At 73.9% G+C, this 19,363-nt stretch carries 14 protein-coding genes; 4 read left to right on the top strand and 10 right to left on the bottom strand.

Annotated elements, in window-relative coordinates:
* Positions 1-38: 38 nt before the first annotated feature.
* Positions 39-1,007, top strand: a complete 969-nt coding sequence (locus FHX44_RS33245; RefSeq protein ID WP_170309139.1) for an ABC transporter substrate-binding protein — start codon at positions 39-41, stop codon at positions 1,005-1,007.
* A gap of 7 nt (positions 1,008-1,014) precedes the next feature.
* On the opposite strand, the gene FHX44_RS33240 is transcribed toward FHX44_RS33245, so the two are convergent.
* The 7 genes from FHX44_RS33240 to FHX44_RS33210 all read right to left on the bottom strand — a co-directional run bounded on the left by FHX44_RS33240 (position 1,015) and on the right by FHX44_RS33210 (position 12,305).
* The gene (locus tag FHX44_RS33240; protein WP_147261653.1) at positions 1,015-1,758 is read right to left on the bottom strand and encodes a class I SAM-dependent DNA methyltransferase; all 744 of its coding nucleotides are present in this window, start codon (positions 1,756-1,758) and stop codon (positions 1,015-1,017) included.
* A 63-nt stretch (positions 1,759-1,821) separates the two neighbouring features.
* Entirely contained in the window at positions 1,822-2,361 is a 540-nt protein-coding gene (locus FHX44_RS33235; RefSeq protein ID WP_147259398.1) for a BON domain-containing protein, read from the bottom strand.
* Positions 2,362-2,415: 54 nt separating this feature from the next.
* A complete protein-coding gene (locus tag FHX44_RS33230; RefSeq protein ID WP_147259397.1) occupies positions 2,416-3,075 on the bottom strand; it encodes a TetR/AcrR family transcriptional regulator in 660 nt (219 codons plus the stop codon).
* Between the two features lie 7 nt (positions 3,076-3,082).
* Entirely contained in the window at positions 3,083-4,345 is a 1,263-nt protein-coding gene (locus FHX44_RS33225; RefSeq protein WP_147259396.1) for an MFS transporter, read from the bottom strand.
* A complete protein-coding gene (locus FHX44_RS33220) occupies positions 4,345-6,114 on the bottom strand; it encodes an ABC transporter ATP-binding protein (protein WP_147259395.1) in 1,770 nt (589 codons plus the stop codon). Before FHX44_RS33220 ends, FHX44_RS33225 begins: the two co-directional genes overlap by 1 nt.
* Entirely contained in the window at positions 6,111-7,919 is a 1,809-nt protein-coding gene (locus FHX44_RS33215; RefSeq protein ID WP_246170726.1) for an ABC transporter ATP-binding protein, read from the bottom strand. The genes FHX44_RS33220 and FHX44_RS33215 overlap by 4 nt, the downstream gene beginning before the upstream one ends.
* Positions 7,920-8,261: 342 nt before the next feature.
* Positions 8,262-12,305: an nSTAND1 domain-containing NTPase gene (locus tag FHX44_RS33210; RefSeq protein WP_170309138.1), complete on the bottom strand. Its 4,044-nt coding sequence runs from the start codon at positions 12,303-12,305 to the stop codon at positions 8,262-8,264.
* A gap of 132 nt (positions 12,306-12,437) precedes the next feature.
* Between FHX44_RS33210 and FHX44_RS33205 the strand changes: the two genes are divergently transcribed.
* Together FHX44_RS33205 and FHX44_RS33200 are read left to right on the top strand one after the other, a co-directional pair.
* Entirely contained in the window at positions 12,438-13,592 is a 1,155-nt protein-coding gene (locus FHX44_RS33205) for a cysteine--tRNA ligase (protein WP_147259393.1), read from the top strand.
* 82 nt (positions 13,593-13,674) lie between these two features.
* Positions 13,675-14,373 (top strand): GntR family transcriptional regulator, encoded by a 699-nt coding sequence (locus FHX44_RS33200; RefSeq protein ID WP_212612761.1) that lies wholly within the window; start codon positions 13,675-13,677, stop codon positions 14,371-14,373.
* 14 nt (positions 14,374-14,387) lie between these two features.
* Here the strand turns inward: FHX44_RS33200 and FHX44_RS33195 are convergent, their stop codons facing one another.
* On the bottom strand, positions 14,388-15,848 hold the full coding sequence (locus tag FHX44_RS33195) for a glutamine synthetase family protein (RefSeq protein ID WP_212612760.1): 1,461 nt from the start codon (positions 15,846-15,848) through the stop codon (positions 14,388-14,390).
* A gap of 1 nt (position 15,849) precedes the next feature.
* The gene (locus FHX44_RS33190) at positions 15,850-17,160 is read right to left on the bottom strand and encodes a Rieske 2Fe-2S domain-containing protein (protein WP_147259392.1); all 1,311 of its coding nucleotides are present in this window, start codon (positions 17,158-17,160) and stop codon (positions 15,850-15,852) included.
* 86 nt (positions 17,161-17,246) lie between these two features.
* Here FHX44_RS33190 and FHX44_RS33185 point away from each other — a divergent pair, with 86 nt between their 5' ends.
* A complete protein-coding gene (locus FHX44_RS33185; RefSeq protein WP_147259391.1) occupies positions 17,247-18,245 on the top strand; it encodes an aldo/keto reductase in 999 nt (332 codons plus the stop codon).
* On the opposite strand, the gene FHX44_RS33180 is transcribed toward FHX44_RS33185, so the two are convergent.
* Positions 18,234-19,358, bottom strand: coding sequence for a zinc-dependent alcohol dehydrogenase (locus FHX44_RS33180; RefSeq protein WP_147259390.1), 1,125 nt, complete (start codon positions 19,356-19,358; stop codon positions 18,234-18,236). The two genes, FHX44_RS33185 and FHX44_RS33180, sit on opposite strands and share 12 nt — an antisense overlap.
* Positions 19,359-19,363: the final 5 nt, after the last annotated feature.

Below are 19,363 nucleotides of genomic sequence, written 5' to 3'. Positions count from 1 at the left end.
GGCGACCTCCTCGTCGACACCGTCGACAGGAGGAGATCGTGACGGCACCGACCGCCCCACCGCCGCTCACCCGCCGGACGCTGCTCACCGGTGCGGTGGCGACCGTGCTCGCGGGCTGCGCGAGCGGCGTCCGTGGCGACGTGCCGGGCGACCGGCTCGTCACGCTCGACGGCGCCACGGCCGCACTGGCACTGCTGCTGGGCCCGCACCAGGTCGGCACCGCCTCCTTCCTGGCCGTCGACCCGCTCCTGCAGGCCATCGCGCGGATCCAGGCCGGCCCCGTGGCCGACGTGTCCGGCGCGGGCGGCGGGATCGACGTCGAACGGCTGGCCGCGCTGCAGCCGGATCGGCTGGTCGGCTTCCGCACCTCCGGCACCGACCCGGTCCTCGGCGAGCTCGCGACGGTGCACGCCGTCGAGCGCACGGGCGACCACGACGCCGACTGCCGCGCCCTCGCCGCCGGGATGGGCGTCGACGCGAACGCCCTCCTGGACGACGTGCACCGCCGGACCGCCGAGCTCGCCGCGCGGCTGCGGGCCGGCTCGCCGCCCACGGTGTCGGTGCTGTCACCCGGGCTCGACGGCCGGTCGCTGTACCTGCTCGGCGCCGGGACGCCCGCAGGCACCGTCGCCGCGGCACTCGGCCTGCCGCGACCCGCCGCCCAGCGGGGCCCGACCGACCCCGCCACGCCCTTCGTCCCGGTCTCGACCGAGCGCATCACCGAGCACGACGCCGACCTCGTCCTGCTCCTGACCGGGCCGACGGCCGACCCCACCTTCCTGCGCGACGAGCCGCTCTGGCAGCGGCTCGGGGCCGTGCGGGGCGGCCGGGTGGTGGAGGTGGACGCGATGCGCTGGGCGACGATGTCGTGCGCGCTCGGGACCTTGTGGGTGCTCGACGACCTCGCCGCGGTACTGCTCGGCGAGGGCGAGCTCGTCACCGGGGCGGCGTCACCGGCCGGGCTCGAGCGCCTGCGCGGCTACCGCGCGCGGTACGCGCCCGGATGAGGTCCGCTCAGCGGCCGTAGACCGACACGTGCCGCAGGCTGCGCGCGTCGAAGGGCTCGCCGGACCAGCCGCCCCACCGAGCCCGCAGGCGCAGACCGGCCAGCCGGGCCATGAGGTCCAGCTCGCTGGGCCAGACGTAGCGCAGCGCGAGCGGGTCGAGCCGGATCCCCGCACCGCCGAGGCCGATGTGGCACTTGTCGACGCGCTGGGTGACGCGATCGAAGCGCCCGACCTCTACGGAGACGCGCTCGGGGTCGATGTGCGACGCGTCGACGTACTGGTCGACGCCGCCGCGGTCCTGGCGCAGGCCGTACATCGGGTCCGGCACGACGTTCTCCACGACGAACACGCCGTCGTCGGTGAGGTGCCGGGCGGCGTTCGCGACGCAGTCGACCTGCCCATCCTGGGTGATCAGGTTCATCAGCGAGTTGAACACGACGTACACGAGCCGGTACCGGTCCGGCAGCTCCACGGTGGACATGTCCCCGCAGGTGACCGCTAGCGCGTCCCCTCCCGGCTTCGAGCGCAGCTGCTCGATCATCGACGCCGACAGCTCGATGCCGTCGACGCGCAGACCGGTGGCGGCGAGGGGCAGGGCGATGCGGCCGGTGCCGATCGCGAGCTCGAGGGCGGGCCCGTCCCCGGCCAGCTGTGCGAGCCGGGCGACGGCGGCCTCCTCGTCTCCCAGTGGCCTGTCGTCGTAGGAGGCCGCGACCTTCGGGCCGAAGCTCGTGCGCGGATCGAAGGACATCGCGTCGAAAGGCACCCGTCATTCGAGCGTGCCGTGCCCGTCGACGACAACCGGTTTCGCGCGTCAGCGCTCCGGCCGTTGCAGGCCCACGACGTTCGGGGCCGCGGTGTCCGGGGTGTGCAGCAGGTTCTCGACCCCGCGCACGCCCGCCACCCGCCCGACGGCGGCCTCGATGTCGCGGATGGCGTCCCGATCGTCGAGCTGCCCGCGCAGCGTGACCACGCCGTCGACCGCGTCGATGTTCACCGACCGCCGGCCGAAGTGCCTGCGGTCGAACACCTCGCTCCGCACGCGGTCCACCAACGTGCGATCGTCCGCGGGCGGGTGGGAAGCGCTGAGCCGGTGCCCCACCCGGCGGGCTCTGCCGCGCAGGTGTGCCACGTTCCGCGTCGCCGTGCGCCGCGCCCGCTTCACGGGGCGGCGGACCGCCGCTGCCGACCGCTCCCGCAGCCCGGCCCGGCGGGCGTGCCCGCGGGCCGGATCGAGCAGGTACTCCGCCACCGCTCCGACGAGGCCGCCCAGCACCGCTGCCACCACCACGAACACCGTCTGCTGCGCCGTCGGCCGCCGTGCACGGCGCCGCCGGCCGAACCGGTTCCGCATGGTCTGCTCCCCGAGGTCGAAACCTGTCCCCGGGCATACCCGGTCACCGGTGGTCTAACGCTGCGCAGGACCGCCGAGCACGCCGTCGAGCAGGCGCTGGAGATTGTCGGTGAAGTTCTCGGCGGGGTGGACGGACGCGGTGCGCACGGCGTCCGCGATCGCGGGGAAGTCCTCGGGGGGAGCCCCGCGCACCATCCGCTTGCCGTGGGAGTCGGGCTGGTCGTGATGGGTCCAGAGCAGCTCGCCGAAGAGGTACTGCCAGAGCATCTGGTGCACGGCCAGCCGCGATCGCCCGGTGAAGCCGCTGCGCGTGAGCGCCGCGAGCACGCGGTCGAGCACCGGCAGGATGCGAGGGCTGGACATCCCCTCGGCCACCAGCGGGAGAACGGCCCAGTGGTCCACGGCGAGTGCGGCGTGCACGGCGGTGAGCAGGCCGGTCAGCTCCTCGCGCGGGTCGGACGACGGCGGCGGGACGTCGATCCCGGCCGCCACGACGTCGAGCATCTCCAGCACCAGCGCGTCGCGGTCGGCGACGTGGCGGTAGAGCGACATCGGCGCGCAGCCGAGCTCGTCGGCGATCCGGCGCATCGTCACCGCGGGCAGGCCCTCGGTGCGGGCCACCGCGAGGGCCGCGGCCACGATCGCCTGCCGGTCGAGCAGGCCGCGCCCCCTGCGCAACGGGCGCCCACGCCCCGCCGGTCCTGGCACGCTCATGCGGGCATCATTCCGCCACGGTGACGCCCGCGTCGGGGACGGCCTGCCGGATCGGCCGGACGAGCAGGGCGCAGGCCGCGACGCACAGCAGGCAGCTGAGCACCACCGGGAGGGCAGGCCCGGCGGCGTAGAGCGCGGTGCCGATGAGCGGACCCGCGATGAAGGTGCTCCCGTTCGTCGCGTTGATCAGACCCGCGACGGCGCCCTGCTCGGAGCGGCCCACCGCGAGCGTCGGGCCCGCGGTGTAGCCGGGGATCGCCATCCCGAGCCCGAGCGCGACGACCATCGACCCCGCGGTCATCGACCAGAACTCGGGGCCGAGCGCGACCACTGCGAACCCGGCCGCGGCTATCGGGGCCCCCACCCGCAGCAGCCGGAGCGGGCCCCATCCCAGCCGCGGGACGACGCCGCCCTGCACGGCGACGAGCACCAGCCCCGTGGCGAACCCCGCGGCGCCCGTCGTCGCAGCGGTGGCCGTGCCGTCGAGTCCGAGACGATCCTGGAACAGGAAACCCAGCACAACCTGGATGGTGCCGAGCGAGAGGAAGAGCATGAACCCGACGGCGAGGAACCGCCGCAGCCGCGGGTCGAACGGGCTCAGCGTCCGGGCAGGAGGGGCCAGGCGCAGCGGGGCGGCACCGGACCGCGTGGGGCGGGGCAGGACCACGGCGACGACGACCGTGATCAGGCCCAGCACCACCGGCGCGAGGTAGAGCGGCCCGAGCAGCGTGCCGGCCGCGAGCAGGCCGCCGACGCCGGGGCCGAGCACCAGCGCGAGCGCCTGCACCGCCCCGACCATCGACACCGCACGGGTCCGCTCCGCCTCGCCTGCGGTGCCGGCGCCCACATAGGCGAGCGCGGCGACCGGGATCGCGCCGACGCCGAACCCGAACAGCACGCTGCGCATGAGGATCATCCCGGTGAGGACGGTCGCGGCCGACGGGTCCGCGCTGCCGAGCGCCCACGCCGAGACGGCGGCGAACCCGGCCAGCCCCGCCGTGCACAGCGTGAGCCCGGTCAGCAGGACGCGGCGCTGACCCCACCGGTCGCACACCCGCCCCCAGAACAGGCTGGCCAGGGTGAACACCACCGCCGCGCTCGTGATCACGAACCCGAGCTGCACCTCGCCGAGCCCGAGCTCGCGCGAGAGCGGGGGAAGCACCGGGCCGAGCAGCTGCTGCCCGGTGAACCCCGCGAGCACCGCGCCGAGCAGGAGCAGCAGCACGCGCCGCTCCACCGGGGAGCCGGCCCCGCCCTCCTGTTCATCCATCACTGCCCCCCTTCGACACCGGCCACCTTCGCCGTCTCCGCCTCCACACGCCAGTGCCGGGCCCTGGTCTGCGCCGCCCACATCCGCGCGTAGCGCCCACGCGCGGAGAGCAGCTCGGCGTGCCGGCCCCGTTCGGCGATCCGGCCGCCTTCCAGCACCAGGATCTGGTCGGCCCCGACCACGGTCGACAGCCGGTGCGCGATCACGACCACCGTGCGGTCGGCGACCAGCGCGTCGATCGCCTGCTGCACCGCCACCTCGCTCTCGGCGTCGAGCGCCGCCGTCGGCTCGTCGAGCAGGACGATCGGGGCGTCCTTCAGGATCGCCCTGGCGATCGAGATCCGCTGCCGCTCCCCGCCCGACAGCGCACCGCCGATCTCGCCGACCCGCGTGTCGTAACCGTGCGGGAGCCGTTCCACGAAGCCGTGCACGTTGGCCGCGCGCGCCGCGGCCTCCACCTCGGCGTCGGTGGCATCGGGACGCGCCATCGCGATGTTCGCGCGGATGGTGTCGCCGAACAGGTACACGTCCTGGAACACCACCGAGACGTGGCGGTAGATCTCGGTGGGATCGACGGTGCGCAGGTCCACACCACCGATGCGGACCGTCCCGGCGTCCGGGTCGGCGTAGCGGGTGAGCATCCTGGTCACGGTCGTCTTGCCCGACCCCGACGGGCCGACGAGCGCGGTGAAGCTGCGGGCGGGCACGGCGAACGACACGCCCCGCAGCACCGGCGCGCCGGTGTAGCCGAACGCCACCTCGTCGAACGCCACGTCGAACCGGGTGATCCGGGCGTCGGGGTCCGCATCGAGCGGCGCCACGTCGAGCACCTCCGTCACGCGCTCGATCGCGGCGTCGGTGATCTCGAACATCGCGGTCAGCGTCGTCGCGGTCGCGAGGGGCTCGGCGAAGCGCACCGCGCCGACGACGACCGCGACCAGGATCGGAGCGGTCAGGTCCGCCCCGAGCACGAGGGCGGTTCCGACGGCGGCGACGGCGATCACCCCCAGCTGCACCACCGCCGCGGCGTAGAGCGCCGGCAGCGCGGACCGGCTCTGCGACTCGGCCTGGTGGCGGGTCTGTTCCTGCAACGCCGCCCGCAGGCGGACGGACGACTCCCCGACCTGCCCGGTGGCCTTGAACACCGGCAGGCCCTGGACGTACTCGACGATCCGGGACGCCGCGGCGGCGTCCGCCTCGTCCACCCGCCGGAACCCCGACCCGGAGATGCGCTGCACCTGCCGGACGAACGGCACGGCCAGGAGGGTGACGACGGCGAGGGTGAGCCCCAACCGCCAGTCCACGACCAGGAACACCGCGATCAGCACGACCGGCACGATGACCATCTGCAGGAACACGAGCGCGACCGCGGAGACGCCGAGTGCGGCGTTCACGACGTTGCCGCCCACCACCGTGGTGAGGTCGCCGGTGGCGCGCCGTTCCAGCTCGCGCAGCGGCATGCGGCGCAGCCGGTCGCCCAGGCGCAGGCGGATCGACTCGATCACCCCGGTCCACTCGGTGTACTGGAAGCCGATCTCGCGGCACCGGTACACCGCTTCGACGGCGTAGCAGGCGGCGAACACCGCGAACCACCGCCATGCCGCTGCCGCCTCCACCTGGGGCCGCGACAGCTCGTGGAGGATCGGCAGCATGCTGGCGTAGGCGCCGGCCTGCGCGAGCGACCCGATCACGGAGTGGCGGATCGACGCGGCGAACCGGTCCCGGTACGGGCCCGCGACCCGCAGCATCATGGTCACGATCCGTCTCATGCCCGTACCCCCCATGCCCGTGCCCGCTCGTGGTGCTCCCACATCCGCGCGTAGCTCCCACCCGCAGCCAGCAGCTCGATGTGCGTGCCCCGCTCGGCCACCCGGCCGTCGCCGAGCACGACGATCTGGTCGGCGCCTGCGACGGTCGCGAGCTGGTGGGCGATCACGATCACCGTGCGCCCGCGCGTGAGCGCCGCGATCGACTCCTGGATCTGCGCCTCGGTCTCCGGATCCGCGAAGGCGGTGGCCTCGTCGAGCACGACGATCGGGGCGTCGACGAGCATCGCCCGCGCGATCGTGACCCGTTGCCGCTGACCCCCCGACAGCAGCCCACCGCGCTCGCCGACGCGGGTCGCGTAGCCGTCGGGCAGCTCGGAGACGATGAAGTCGTGGGCACCCGCCGCCCGCGCCGCGGCTTCCACCTCGGCCTCGGTGGCCTCCGGGCGGCCGAGCCGGATGTTCTCGGCCACCGTGTCGTCGATCAGGAACGGGTCCTGGAAGACGAGCGCGACGTGGCGCAGCACGCCGGGCGTGCCGATCTCGCGCACGTCGACCCCGCCGACCTCGACCGATCCGGAGACGACGTCGTGGAAGCGCGCGACGAGCCGGGCGAGCGTGGACTTGCCCGAGCCGGACGGGCCGACGAGCGCGCACACGGTGCCGGCGGGGATCTCCAGGTCGACGCCGTCGAGCGCCGGCCGTCCCCGATCGGTGCCGTAGCCGAAGGTGACGCCGCGGAGGCGCACCGAGCCGTCGCCCGGCGGGCGGGGGTGCGCGGGTTCCGCCAGCTCGGGCAGCGCGAGCACCGAGGCGATCCGGGCTGCGCCTGCCTTCGAGTCGTTCACGTAGTTGTTCAGGTACATCAGCGGCAGGATCGACTCGACCGGCAGCGTGCCGATCAGGAGCGCCACCAGCAGCCACGCCGGCTCCACCAGCCCTCCGGCCACGAGCCAGATCCCGACTGCGAGCACGACGAGCAGGGTGGGCACCGGCGTCATCGCGATCCGCGCGAGCACGCCCGGCGTGCGGCTCTTCCGCTGCCAGTTCGCGGTGGCCTCGGTGAACCCCTCCACCGCCGCGGCGAACCGGCGGAACGAGGTGCTGCCGTCGTCGAACGTGCGGACGACGGGCATGCCCTGGACGAACTCCACGACCGCCGCGTTGATGGACTCGTTCGCCCGGTCGTAGCGGGCGCGCTCGGTCGCGTGGTCGCGCATGGCGAGCTGCATCGCGACGACCACGACCGGCACGATCACGAGGACCGCGAGCAGCATCCGCCAGTCCACGACCGCGAGCGCGACGAGCGCGGCGACCGGCTGCGCCACCGCGAAGCCCACCAGCGGGGTCGCGTCGGCCACGGCGCTGTGCATCGCGCGCACGTCGTCCTGGACGATCTTCTTCAACGGCCCCGATCCGAGGCGCAGCACGTCGCCGAGCGACACCCGGCCCAGGTGCGCGGCCAGCCGGGTGCGCAGCACGGTCTCCAGGTCGAAGGCCGCCATGTGCGAGACCTGGAAGGCCCACGCCCGCAGCCCGTACCGACCGACCACGCCGACGGCCGCCGCCACCAGGGGTACCAGCAGCGCCGTCCCGTCCGGCGCGAGCCGGAACAGCTCGCGCAGCGCGTAGGCCAGCGCGACGAGGCCTGCGACGCCCAGCACCGCACCCGCCGCACCCAGTGCGACCGCGACGACGAGTCGGCGGCGTACCGGTTCGGCGAGCGCCAGCAGTGACGCGCCCTGAGGCGGTTCGGCCACCGGCTCGACGGGCGTGCCCTCCTCGGACCGGACGGCGGTGACGGTCACGGTGCCCCCCTCTCCCGCGACACCTGCGTCGAATACGCAGTACGCGTAGAACAAGGGCTACCTAAGTTCTACTGGAAATGCTTGTCAAGAGCGCGACGGAGCGCGGGGGTCGGACCGGAGCGTGCGCGCGTGCGTCTGCCCCGGTCGCGAGGGGTGGGGTGGTGGCCGGACTGGACCGCTAGTGCTTCCCGCCGGAGGTTCGTCGGGGGTATCGGTGGATCCAGCTTCTCGCTGGGCGTGGCGGCGGACAGCCCTCGTACCGGGCGTACTCGGGCTGTTCGCCGCTGCGTCCAGCGTGGAGCTGGGCCGCCGAGACCCTTGGCGAACCTCCGGCGGGGAGCACTAGCCGCAGGGCCGTTCGGCGTCGATGCTGGCGGGCAACAGGGCCCGCTCACCGTCGGTGAACGGGCGATCGAGGAGCCCGCACAGGCGGTCCGTCCACTCCTGCACGGCCAGGGGGAACGCCACCGGCCTGCCTCCGTCGGCACCCGCGACGACCAACCGGCCATCAGCGGTGAGCGCCGTGTCGGCGTCGACGCCTTTCGCGAGCGTGAAGCCGCCCCGCTGCCTGCCGGTCTCCGGCTCGATCAGGAGGATGCGGCCGCTCGTCTCCGGATCGGGTATGACGCCACCGGCGAGCAGACCGTCGGGTGTGAACCCGAGCGGGACCAATGCGGACGGGGTGACGACCGGCACCCCGATGCGCCGGCGCTCGTCGACGTTCCACACGTGCACCGACCAGCCGTTCTCGATCACCGCCAGGCGCTCGCCCGCGGCGTCGAACATCATTCCGATCGACTCGGACTCCAGCACGGCCACCTGTCGACCCGTGGCCATGTCCCAGAGCTCGACCCCGTGCGGGCCCGGCACCGCGGCCTCCCACGCGGGGCCGGGCCGCAGCCGAACCTCGAGGTCGCTGCGGAAGTGCCGGGCCCGTTCTGCGTCGGAGGCAAGATCGATCGGCGTGCCGATCGGTTGGCCCGTCCGCCGGTCCCACGCGCTGAGCACCCCGTTGTTGAGGGCGGCGACCTGGTCGGCGAGCGAGTCGACGGACGGCCGGGCGCCATCCGGCCGCGCGGGCCCTCCCGGCAGGGTCCAGTTCCCGATGCGGGTGAAGCCGGGGACGGCGTACTCGGCGTAGGAGACGTGATCCGGGGCGGACGTGATCACCCCGACGGAGTCGGCGTTCATCACGGGCCGCCGGTCGCCGCTGTCCGCGAGCGCGGACCCGGGAAGGGTCCCGGCAAGCCCGCGCGTCACCGCGTCGACGGCCATGATCGCGTCCGCGCCGATGGACACCTCGTACCGCCGGTCGGCGGTCAGGAACGCCCCGGGCCCGGCGTCCGCTGGGTCGGCGTGCAGCCGCAGCACCGAGCGCTGCCACAGGTCGTAGACCACGAGGCGGTCGCCCACGATCGCCGCCTCCATCCCTGTGTGATCGCTGCTGCGCCAGGCCTCCCCCGTGTGCGGCGGAGCGAGCAGCTCGTAGACCTGCCCGGTGTGCACGGACGTGATCCGCCAGCGCTCGATGTCGCGGTCCACGAGGGCGGGGTACGCCTCCACGAGGAACTCGCCGGTACCGGTCAGCTCGTTCTTCAGGATCTCCTGTGTGCAGTCCTCGGTGAGACGCGCCAGGCGGCGCAGTTGCTGCCCGGTCATGGCGTCCCAGACGAGCGCCGCACCAGGCGCGCACGTGACGGCGTACCGATCCCCCGAGAGACCCTCCGGCGGGAACGTGGCCCGGACCGCGCCGTCGGCGATCGAGCGGACGGTCATCCCGGTCGTCCGGTACTCGGCCACCGCCCCGGGATCGGCGGTGAGCGCCACCCGCCCGATCTGCGGGTCCGTGATCGGCCCGAGGCCGACCGGGGCCGCGGCCGCGGCACGCACGTCCCACACGACGAGCCGGCGGGTTCGATCCGGCGCCACGGTCAGCCAGTACAGCCGCGTCTGGTCCGGGGAGAAGTAGAGCGTCCCCTGCAGCGCGGCGCCCAGCCCGTCACTGATCACGACCGGGCCGCTGCGCTGCACGACGTCCCAGAGGAGCACCCGGCCGGTCAGGTCGAGCCCGGCGACCGCTCGGCCGTCGCGGCTCATGATCAGTCGGTTCTCCTCCCGCGGGCGATCCGGCAGTACCCAGTGAGCCGGTGCGGATCCGAGCGCCCCGGTGACGATCGTGGCCTGGCTCGAGTCGTTGACCAGTACCGTGTTCCCGTCTTCGGACGTGGAGAGAGCGCCCCCGGGCAGTGCGTTGACGTCGGGGTACACGGCGTCGACCGACTGCATGCCGAACGCCAGCCGGGAAAGCGTCGTCCGAGCGGCGTCGTTGTCGGGGTCCGACCGGTGTGCCGCCAGCGCCAACGCGGACGCCGTGACCGGGTCGCCCGGCAGCCGGTCCATCGCGGAGCGGGCCATGATCTGCGCATCCGCCAGCCGCAGCTGGGCCGTGACCTGTTGCCCACGGGCGACGGCGACGGCCGCGAGCGCTCCCGCGGCGAGCACCAGCACGGCGAGCACCGCGGTGACCACGCGCCAGCGCCGCACCTCGCGCCGTTGCCGGGCCCGGCTTCGCCCGACGAACTCCTGCAGCGGGAGCGGCACGTCGGGTGCGCGCCGTGGCAGCCATTCGGCGGTGGCGGCCAGCGAGACGCCCCGCAGCAGGGCACCGTCGTCGCGGCCGGCCGTCTCCCAGCGATCGCGCTGCGCTTCGGCCTCCTCGCGCCAGGCGAGGAAGTCCCGGTCCTCGGCCAGCCAACCGCGCAGCCTCGGCCAGTGCTCGATGAGCGCCTGGTGGGCGAGCTGCAGCCGCTCCTCGCCTGCAGGGGGGCGCTCCAGCACCAGCAACCGTCCGGCCACCAGCCGCTCGGCGAGCGGTCGGAGCGCCGGATCCAGGTCGGCGGTGGGCAGCGGCCTGCGCACGAAGCGGCCGTCGCGGTCGGTCCCGGCGAGGCCGGTGAAGAGCCGGCGCAGGCCCGGGTCGTCCGCCGGCACGTCGAGCGCGGCGACCACCTGCTCGGCCCGCGTGGCCACGACGCCGGCGACACCGCCGCTGCGCTCGTAGGCCTCGACCGTGAGCACCCCGCCCGCCCGCCGCTCCCACAGCTCGGTGAGCAGGGACTCGACGAGCGGCAGCCGGCCTGGTTCTGCGGCCGCGTCGTCGAGGATGCGGTCGACGAGACCCGGTTCGAACACCAGGCCGGGGGCACGTTCGGCGGGGGCGACGATGGCGTCGCGCAGCTGGCGGCGGTTCATCGGGGGTACCAGCACGGTGCCGGCACCCAGCCGCGTCGCGATCTCCGGAGCCAGGACGTCCTCGAGCGTGCTCGACCGCGCCGTCAGCACGACCTGGAGGGGCCAGTTCCCGTCGGGCCTGCGGGCGTGGGCGTCGAGCCGATCGCCGAGTACGGCCAGCAGCCGCCGCGCACCGGCCGCGTCGGCGGCAGCCAGTTCCTCGAACTGGTCGACCAACACGATCGTGCGCCCGTCGTCGGGCAGGTCGGCGAGGGTCGCGTCGATCAGCTCGTCCACCGGCTGGCCGGGCAACGGGCGCAGCTCCGCGACGCGTGCACCGGCGGAGCGGACCCTCGGCAGCAGCCCCGCCCGCAGCAACGACGACTTCCCCGCTCCGGACGGCCCCGCGACCGCGACGATCGGCTGCCGGTCCAGCACCTCCTCGACCTGGGCGACGCCGTCGTCGCGACCGAAGAAGAACTCGGCGTGCTCCTCGCCGAACGGCTCCAGTCCGCGGTACGGGCAGGGCAGGAGCTCCGGGTCGGTCCCGAGGACCTGGTCGATCGGGATCAGGTACGCGGTGGTCGTCTCCCCCGTCCGGTCGGCGGCCACCGTCATGCCGACGACGGCCCCGCTCTCGTCGTCCCAGACCGGCGAGCCGCTGAACCCACCCACGATCGGCTGGTCGCCCGGGGCGGCCTGCAGCTGGAACCAGCCCGTTGCCTGCCGGCCGCGGATGCGGCCCGTCGACCAGACCCCGTCGGCAAGGCCGTCGGGGAAGCCGAGCACGCGGAACGGGTGGTCCCAGAGCTGGTCGATCCGCCGCAGCGGCGGCATCCGCGCGCCTGCCGGTACGGGCCCGGACAAGCCCAGCACGGCGATGTCCCCCGAGCCGTCCGGCTCGATCGGGACCCACCGCACGACGCGGGCATCGCGGACCGGCGCACCGTCGGCGGCCACCATGGGGAAGTCCAGCCGGAGCGTCTCGGCCGGGCCCACTGCCGCATACGGATCGAGGGCCAGCGCCTCGGCGACGACGTGCGCGCACGTCGCCACCAGGTCCGGCCCGAGCAGGAACCCCGCGCCGACCGGCTCGCCCGCGTCACCGAGCACCCGCACGACGACGCGCGTCGCCACGGCGTGGTCGAATCCCATGATCGCCCCCCGGCCCGGGAGGATAGCTCGATGCTCGGCGGGTCCCGCCGCACCGGGCAGGACAGCCCGCGGACTTCCGGTCCCCCACCGCGCGGGGACGCGCCGAGCCCGCGTCCGTGCCACGATGGCCCGATGGCCGGACCGACGGGTCACGCGGTGTGGGAGTCGAGCAGCGGGACGAGGTCGCCCGAGACGCTGAGGCTGGCCGGCGAGCCGCTGCCGCTCACCATCCCCGCCCGGATCTACGTCTGCGGGATCACCCCCTACGACGTGACGCATCTCGGTCACGCGTCGGCGTTCGTGTGGACCGACCTGATCCGGCAGGTCATCCGGATGACCGGGGTCGACACCGTCCTCACGCGCAACGTCACCGACGTCGACGACGTCCTGACCCGCGCGGCGGCCGAGCGGGGTCGCTCCTACGAGGAGTTCGGCCTGATCCAGGAGTACTGGTTCGACCGGGACATGGCCGCGCTCCACGTCAGGCCACCGACCCATGTGCCACACGCCCGCCACCACGTCGAGCACGTCGTGCGGCTGGCGTCGGCACTGCTGGCCACCGGCGCCGCGTACGAGCGCGACGGGCACGTGTTCTTCCACGGCGCCCACCTGCCCGGCGCGGCCGGCCTGACGGCGGAGCAGGCGTGGGCACTGTCGGCGGAGTACGGCGACCGCCCGGACGACCCGCTGCGGGACGACCCGTTCGACGCGCCCGTGTGGCAGCCGTCCGGCCCGGGCGATCCGGCGTGGCCGAGCCCGTGGGGCGCGGGCCGTCCGGGCTGGCACGCCGAGTGCGCGGCCATGGCACTCGCCACGCTCGGGGGTGTGGTGGACGTGCTCGCCGGTGGCGCCGACCTGGCCTTCCCGCACCACGCCTACCAGGTGGCGATGGCCCAGGCCGCCACGGGCGTCCCGCGGTTCGCCCGGCGGCAGGTCCACGTGGGCATCGTCGGCGTCGGCGGCGCCAAGATGGCCAAGTCCACCGGCAACCTCGTGCTGGTGAACGACCTCCTGCAGAGTGCGCCGGGCGCGGCCGTGCGCCTCATGCTGCTGGACCGGCGGTGGAACCAGGCATGGGAGTACCGGCCGGGCGCGCTCCGGGATGCGACGAGACTGCTCGAGGAGCTGTACGTCGCCGGCGGCACCCGGGGCACGACCGAGGCGGCGGTGGCGGGCGTGCGGACCGCGCTCCTCGACGATCTGGACGTCTCCACGGCCGTGCGGATCGCGGTCGAGGCGGGCGGGGACGCTGCACGGCAGCTCATCCGCACCCTCGCTCTCCACTAGCGCCGGACATCTGGATCCCAACTTGTCAGGACTGGATCCCAGCGCGATTCTTGTTAGGGTCCCCGCGCGAAAGGGCCTGACCGTGGAATCCGACCCGGCTCCCCGGGAGCCGAACGCTCTCGTCGACGAGACCGCTGCCGCGATCCGTGCGCGGATCATGTCGGGCGAGATCCCGATCGGGGCCCAGCTGCGCCAGGCCGACCTGGCCGCGACGCTCGGCGTCAGCCGCACACCGATCCGGGAGGCGCTGCGCCAGCTCCAGGCCGGCGGGCTGATCGAGGTCCTGCCCCGGCGCGGGGCCGTGGTACGGGTGCCTGCGCCGTGGGAGGTCCGGGAGGCCTACGAGGTACGGGCCGAGCTGGAGGGGCTCGCCTGTGTGCGCGCCGTCGGCGAGATCACGCAGGAGCAGCTCGACGAGCTGCGCCGCACCATCGACGTGCTGCGCGAGGACCCGTCCGCGAGCGGTGAGGCCGACTCCCCGACCACCGCGGCGAACGACCGGTTCCACGCGCTCATCCACGAGATCGCCGGGAACGAGCGGCTCGCCCGCACCATCCGCGACGTCAACGACGCGTTCCCGCGCAACGTCTCCGCGCTCGTGCTCCGGGACAACCCACGGCTGCGCAGCAACAACCTCGCCCAGCACCAGCGTGTCGTCGAGGCGCTCGCTGCGAACGACGGCGAGCTCGCGCGCCAGGTGATGCGTGACCACGTGATCGCCGCCGGTGAGGCCCTCGCCCGCTGGTACGAGCGACGGTCGCAGACGGTGTTCCGCGGCTGACCGCACCGGCCCGCTCAGAGCAGACCGAAGTACTCGCGCTGCTCCCAATCGGAGACGTGGGCGAGGTAGCGCTCGAACTCGGCCCGCTTGAGCGCGGTGTACCAGCTGACGACCTCGCTCCCCCAGGCCCGCTCGAACACCGGGTCGGCGGCCAGCGCGTCGAGGGCCTCGCCGAGCGAGCGGGGCAGGGCCGCCACCGGGGCGCTGTAGGGCGCGTCGAGGGGCTCCCCCGGATCGGCGGCGGTCGCGATGCCGTCCCTCCCGGCCACCACCTGGGCCGCGACGTAGAGGTACGGGTTCGCGGCGGGCTCGCCCGCGCGGTTCTCCAGCCTCGCTCCGCCGTCGGCCCGGGCCGGCAGGACCCGGATCATGGCGGCCCGGTTGTCGACGCCCCATCCGACGCGGTCCGGCGCGAGGGAATGGGGCAGGTACCGCTTGTAGCCGTTGACCGTCGGCGTGCAGAACACCGCTCCCGCCGCGGCGTGCCCGAGGAGTCCGCCGAGCCAATGCCGGCCGGTCGAGGAGAGCAGCTCCCCCGGCGCCTCCATGGCGGCCCGCCCGGTGTCGTCCCGCAGCGACTGATGCAGGTGCCAGCCGGTGCTCGCCGACGTGCTGCCCGCCGGCCGGCACATGAACGTGGCCCGCAGCCCCGCCCGCCTGCACAGCTGCCGGATCGCGGCACGTGCCAGCACGACGTCGTCGGCCGCCAGGTGGGCGGCGCGGGCAGCCAGGGTGATCTCGAACTGGCTCGGCCCGAACTCCAGCTCGAGCGAGCGCACGGGCAGGTCGAGGTCGGTGAGCCCGCGGTGCAGGGTGCGGACGAGGTCGTCGTGGCGGTCGAGGCCCTCCTCGTGCAGGAGCTGCCCCCCACCGGTGAGCGGCACCGGGACGCCGTCGGGGCCGGGCTCGCCGAAGACGTGGAACTCCAGCTCCACGCCGACGGTCAACTCGAACCCCCTGGAAGCGAGCCGGCCCAACTCCTCGCGCAGCAGGGTGCGGGTGCAGAACGGCACCGGCCGCCCGTCGGGGAAGTGCACGTCGGACAGCAGCCACCCCGTGTCGCGCGACCACGGCAGCACACGGAAGGTCGTCGGGTCCGGCACCAGGACGACGTCGCCCACCCCGGCGAAGCCTCCGACCCCGAGGCCGGGGTCGGCCGTGAAGACCGGCACGACGGTCCGGCCCGCGGTGTCCTTGAGCAGCAACGACGACGGCACCGTGATCCCCGAGCGGAGAGCGGCCGGCAGCGCCTCCCGGGTGACGGTCTTGCCGTGCACCACCCCGTGCTGGTCGGCGAACCCGATGCGCACCCGCTCGACGCCCAGCTCGTCCACCACCCGCCGCAGCTGCGCGGCCGCGGCGTGTTTCGCGTCGTCCCACAGCTCGTGGCGGGCGACGAAGCCCTCCCGGTCGGCCGCGAGCATCGGGCGCACGGCGCTCCCGCCGCCCGCCTCGGAGACGGGGCGCTCGTCCACGCTACGCACCGGCTGCCCAGGGCGATCGGGCCCGCCGCTGCTGTTCCCGGTCACGCCACGCCTGTTCCCAGTTCTCGCTCGGGGCGATCGTGTCGACGGCCGGCGGCCCGGTGAGAGCACACGCCGCTGCGGCGTCGACGGGGTGGCCGGGTGTCGGGCGCCCGGCTTCGAACGCGTCGATCGCACGCAGGAGCAGGCGCCGGTTGGCGGTGATCGCCCGGTCGGACACGCCGAGCCGCTCCACCGTGCGGTCCTGGACCCGGCCCATGCTCTCGACGGCCCACTGGTCGTGGACGTTGATGTCCAGCCCCATCCCCGTGTAGGTCAGATCCCGCTGCTCCGCAGCGTCGAAGCCCCAGTCGTTGGACCGGTTGCGCAGGGGCCGGTAGTCCGGGAGGGAGACCTCGGCGAGCCGCTGGGCGAGCAGCGTCTCTTTGTCGGTCTCCTCCGCGAAGTCGTAGAAGATCATGTACCAGTAGTGGTTCTCGTCGTCGATCGGCACGTGCCACTGGCAGAAGACGCGATCGTTGCCGAACGGCACGACGAAAGCGTTGGGGAACACCAGGTTCGTCACCCGGACGTGCTTGAGCCGCTCGGTGAGCTGCCGGACCGCGTAGACCCGCAGCCCGTGCGGGGCCTCCTCCACCTCGATGTCGGGCCGGTGGTTCTCCGCCACCAGCTCCGAGAGCTTCTTGTCGGTGCCCTCGACGACCTCGCTGAACTGCTGGCCGTACACCTCGCGCGGGTCCTCGCCCACGAACCGGTGCAGGAACGACACGTGGCTCGGGTCGATCCCGCCCTCGACGCCCTGCAGCCAGTTGCACTCCCAGAGCCCCTTGAACGCGAACGTGTACGCGTCGGGGGCGGTGAAGCAGTCGTAGTCGGGGAACGGGGGCGGGTCGCCCTCGCCGAGGTAGGCGAAGACGATCCCGTTGCGCTCCTCGCACGGATAGCTCGGGATCCGCACCCGTGCGGCGAACGTGGAGTGCTCCGGCTCGGCCGGCTGCTCCAGGCAGCGACCGTCGGGCCCGTAGAGCCAGCCGTGGTAGAGGCACCGCAGACCGCCGTCCTCCAGCCGTCCGAAGGACAGGTCGACGCCGCGGTGCGCGCAGAACCGGCCGACGAGACCCCAGCCGCCGTCGCGGCGGAACAGCACCAGGTCCTCGCCGAGCAGCCGCACCGCCTTGACCGGGCGGTCCGCGGGCATCTCGGACACGAGCGCCGCGGGCTGCCAGTAGGCGCGCATCAGCCGCCCCAGCGGAGTGCCCGGTCCGGACCGCGTGACGCGCTCGTTGTCCGCCTGCTTCAGCATCAGCGACCCCATGCATCCTGAATCGGACGAAGTGGATCCAGAATACGGAAGTAGGGGTCCACACACCAGGGTGCAGACTGATCGACATGCCCTACATCGCCGCCGAGCAGCGCTACGAGCACGACATCTACCGCCGCGCCGGCCGGTCCGGCCTCGTCCTGCCCCGCATCTCGCTGGGCCTGTGGCACAACTTCGGCGAGGACAAGCCGCGCGAGGTGCAGAAGGCGATCCTCTTCCGGGCGTTCGACCGCGGCGTCACCCACATCGACCTCGCCAACAACTACGGCCCGCCCTACGGCGCGGCGGAGCGCACATTCGGCGAGATCCTGCGCCACGACCTGGCGCCCTACCGCGACGAGCTGATCATCTCGACGAAGGCCGGCTACGACATGTGGCCCGGTCCGTACGGCGACGGCGGCTCGCGCAAGTACCTCACCGCGAGCCTCGACCAGTCCCTGCGCCGCATGGGCCTCGACTACGTGGACGTCTTCTACAGCCACCGCCGCGACCCGGACACGCCCCTGGAAGAGACGATGGGTGCGCTCGCGAGCGCGGTGCGGGCCGGCAAGGCCCTGTACGTCGGCATCTCCTCGTACTCGCCGGAGGACACCACCCGCGCGGCCGCGATCCTGCGCGAGCTGGGCACGCCCCTCGTGCTGCACCAGCCGCGCTACTCGATGCTCGACCGCCGGATCGAGCAGGGCGAGCCGTCCCTGCTGGACGTCCTCGACGCCGAGGCCGTGGGCGCCGTCGTCTTCTCCCCGCTCGAACAGGGCGTGCTCACCGACCGCTACCTCGACGGCATCCCGGCCGGCTCGCGCGCCGCGGGCGGCCGCTACCTCACGGCGTCGGCCATCACCGAGGAGCGGATCGCGACCGTCCGCAGGCTCGCCCCGATCGCGGCGGAACGCGGGCAGAGCATCGCCCAGCTCGCGCTGGCGTGGGTGCTGCGGCACGACTCGGTGACGTCGGCGATAGTCGGGGCATCGAGCGTCGCCCAGCTCGACGCGAACCTCGACACCCTCGACCACCTCGAACTCTCCCCCACCGAGCTGGACTCCGTCGAGAAGGCACTAGCCGGCTGAGACCGGGTCGCGTCGCAGCACGAGCTTGGTCGTCCGGGTGGCGTAGGCGGTGGGGGCATCGTCCCAGTCGGCGGTGACGGTGGTGACCCGCTCGGCCGGGAACCCGGTACGACGCACGAACTCCAGCAGCTCGGGCAGCAGGGCGCGCGCGTGTGAGACACCGAGGCGCAACGTGACGTCCGTGGCGTACATGTGCATCAGGGGCACCCGCGTGCCGGTGGCGAGGTAGTAGCCCACCGCCGTGCACACGCCGCCGGGTGCGGCCGAGCGCAGAGCCTGGCGCAGCCCCGCTGCGGTGGAACCGGCCTCGACCACGACGTCGTACCCGCGGTGCGGCCGGTCCGGGCGCGCGGGCACCCGCGCCCCGAACGACTCCGCGATCTCCCGGCGGCCGGCGCTGCGGTCGACGTAGTCGACGACGCCCGCGCCATGGGCGACGGCGAGACCCGCCGCGTACAGCCCGATGCTGCGGGCACCGCCCCCGAGGATCAGCACGCTGCCGCCGGGCCGGTCGGACAACGCGGGGACGACGGCCCGCCAGGCGTCGGCCAGGTTGTCGCTCGCCGCGGCGACGCGCTCGGCAGGCACCCCGGGCGGAACCGGCACGAGCATGTGCGCGGCGTACGGAACGCGCACGGAGTCGGCGATCATGCCGCCCCACGGACCGCAGGACGAGCCGAACCCGAACGCGGCGAGCGCACCGTCGGTCCGGTCGCACGCCGAGGTCAGGCCGCGGACACACCGTGGGCAGCTCCCGCAGGACACCGCCCACGGGACGATCACCTGCTGCCCGACCCGCAGCTCCGTGACCTCGGACCCGAGCTCGACGATCTCCGCGACGCACTCGTGCCCGATCGGGAACGGGCCGCGGAACGGGACCGATCCGCAGATCCGCCCGACCACCGGGTCGACCAGCCCGAGCGCCAATCCCGCCTGCAGCGCCCGCGAGACGGGTCGGTGGATCGGCAGCGTGTCACCGTCACACCGGCCGGCCAGGAACGGGCGGACCAGCGCGTCCGTCTGGTCCTGCAGCCGCGGCGCCGCCCGCTCGTGCCAGCGCAGCCGCCCGGCGCGTTCGAACCTGAGCTCCCGCTCGGCTATAACAGTCGTCATAGCCG

The sequence above is a fragment of the Pseudonocardia hierapolitana genome (assembly GCF_007994075.1).
In the GTDB taxonomy this organism is placed as follows: domain Bacteria; phylum Actinomycetota; class Actinomycetes; order Mycobacteriales; family Pseudonocardiaceae; genus Pseudonocardia; species Pseudonocardia hierapolitana.
The sequence above is the reverse complement of the archived record's forward strand: the minus strand, read 5'-3'. Positions and strand labels throughout refer to the sequence as shown.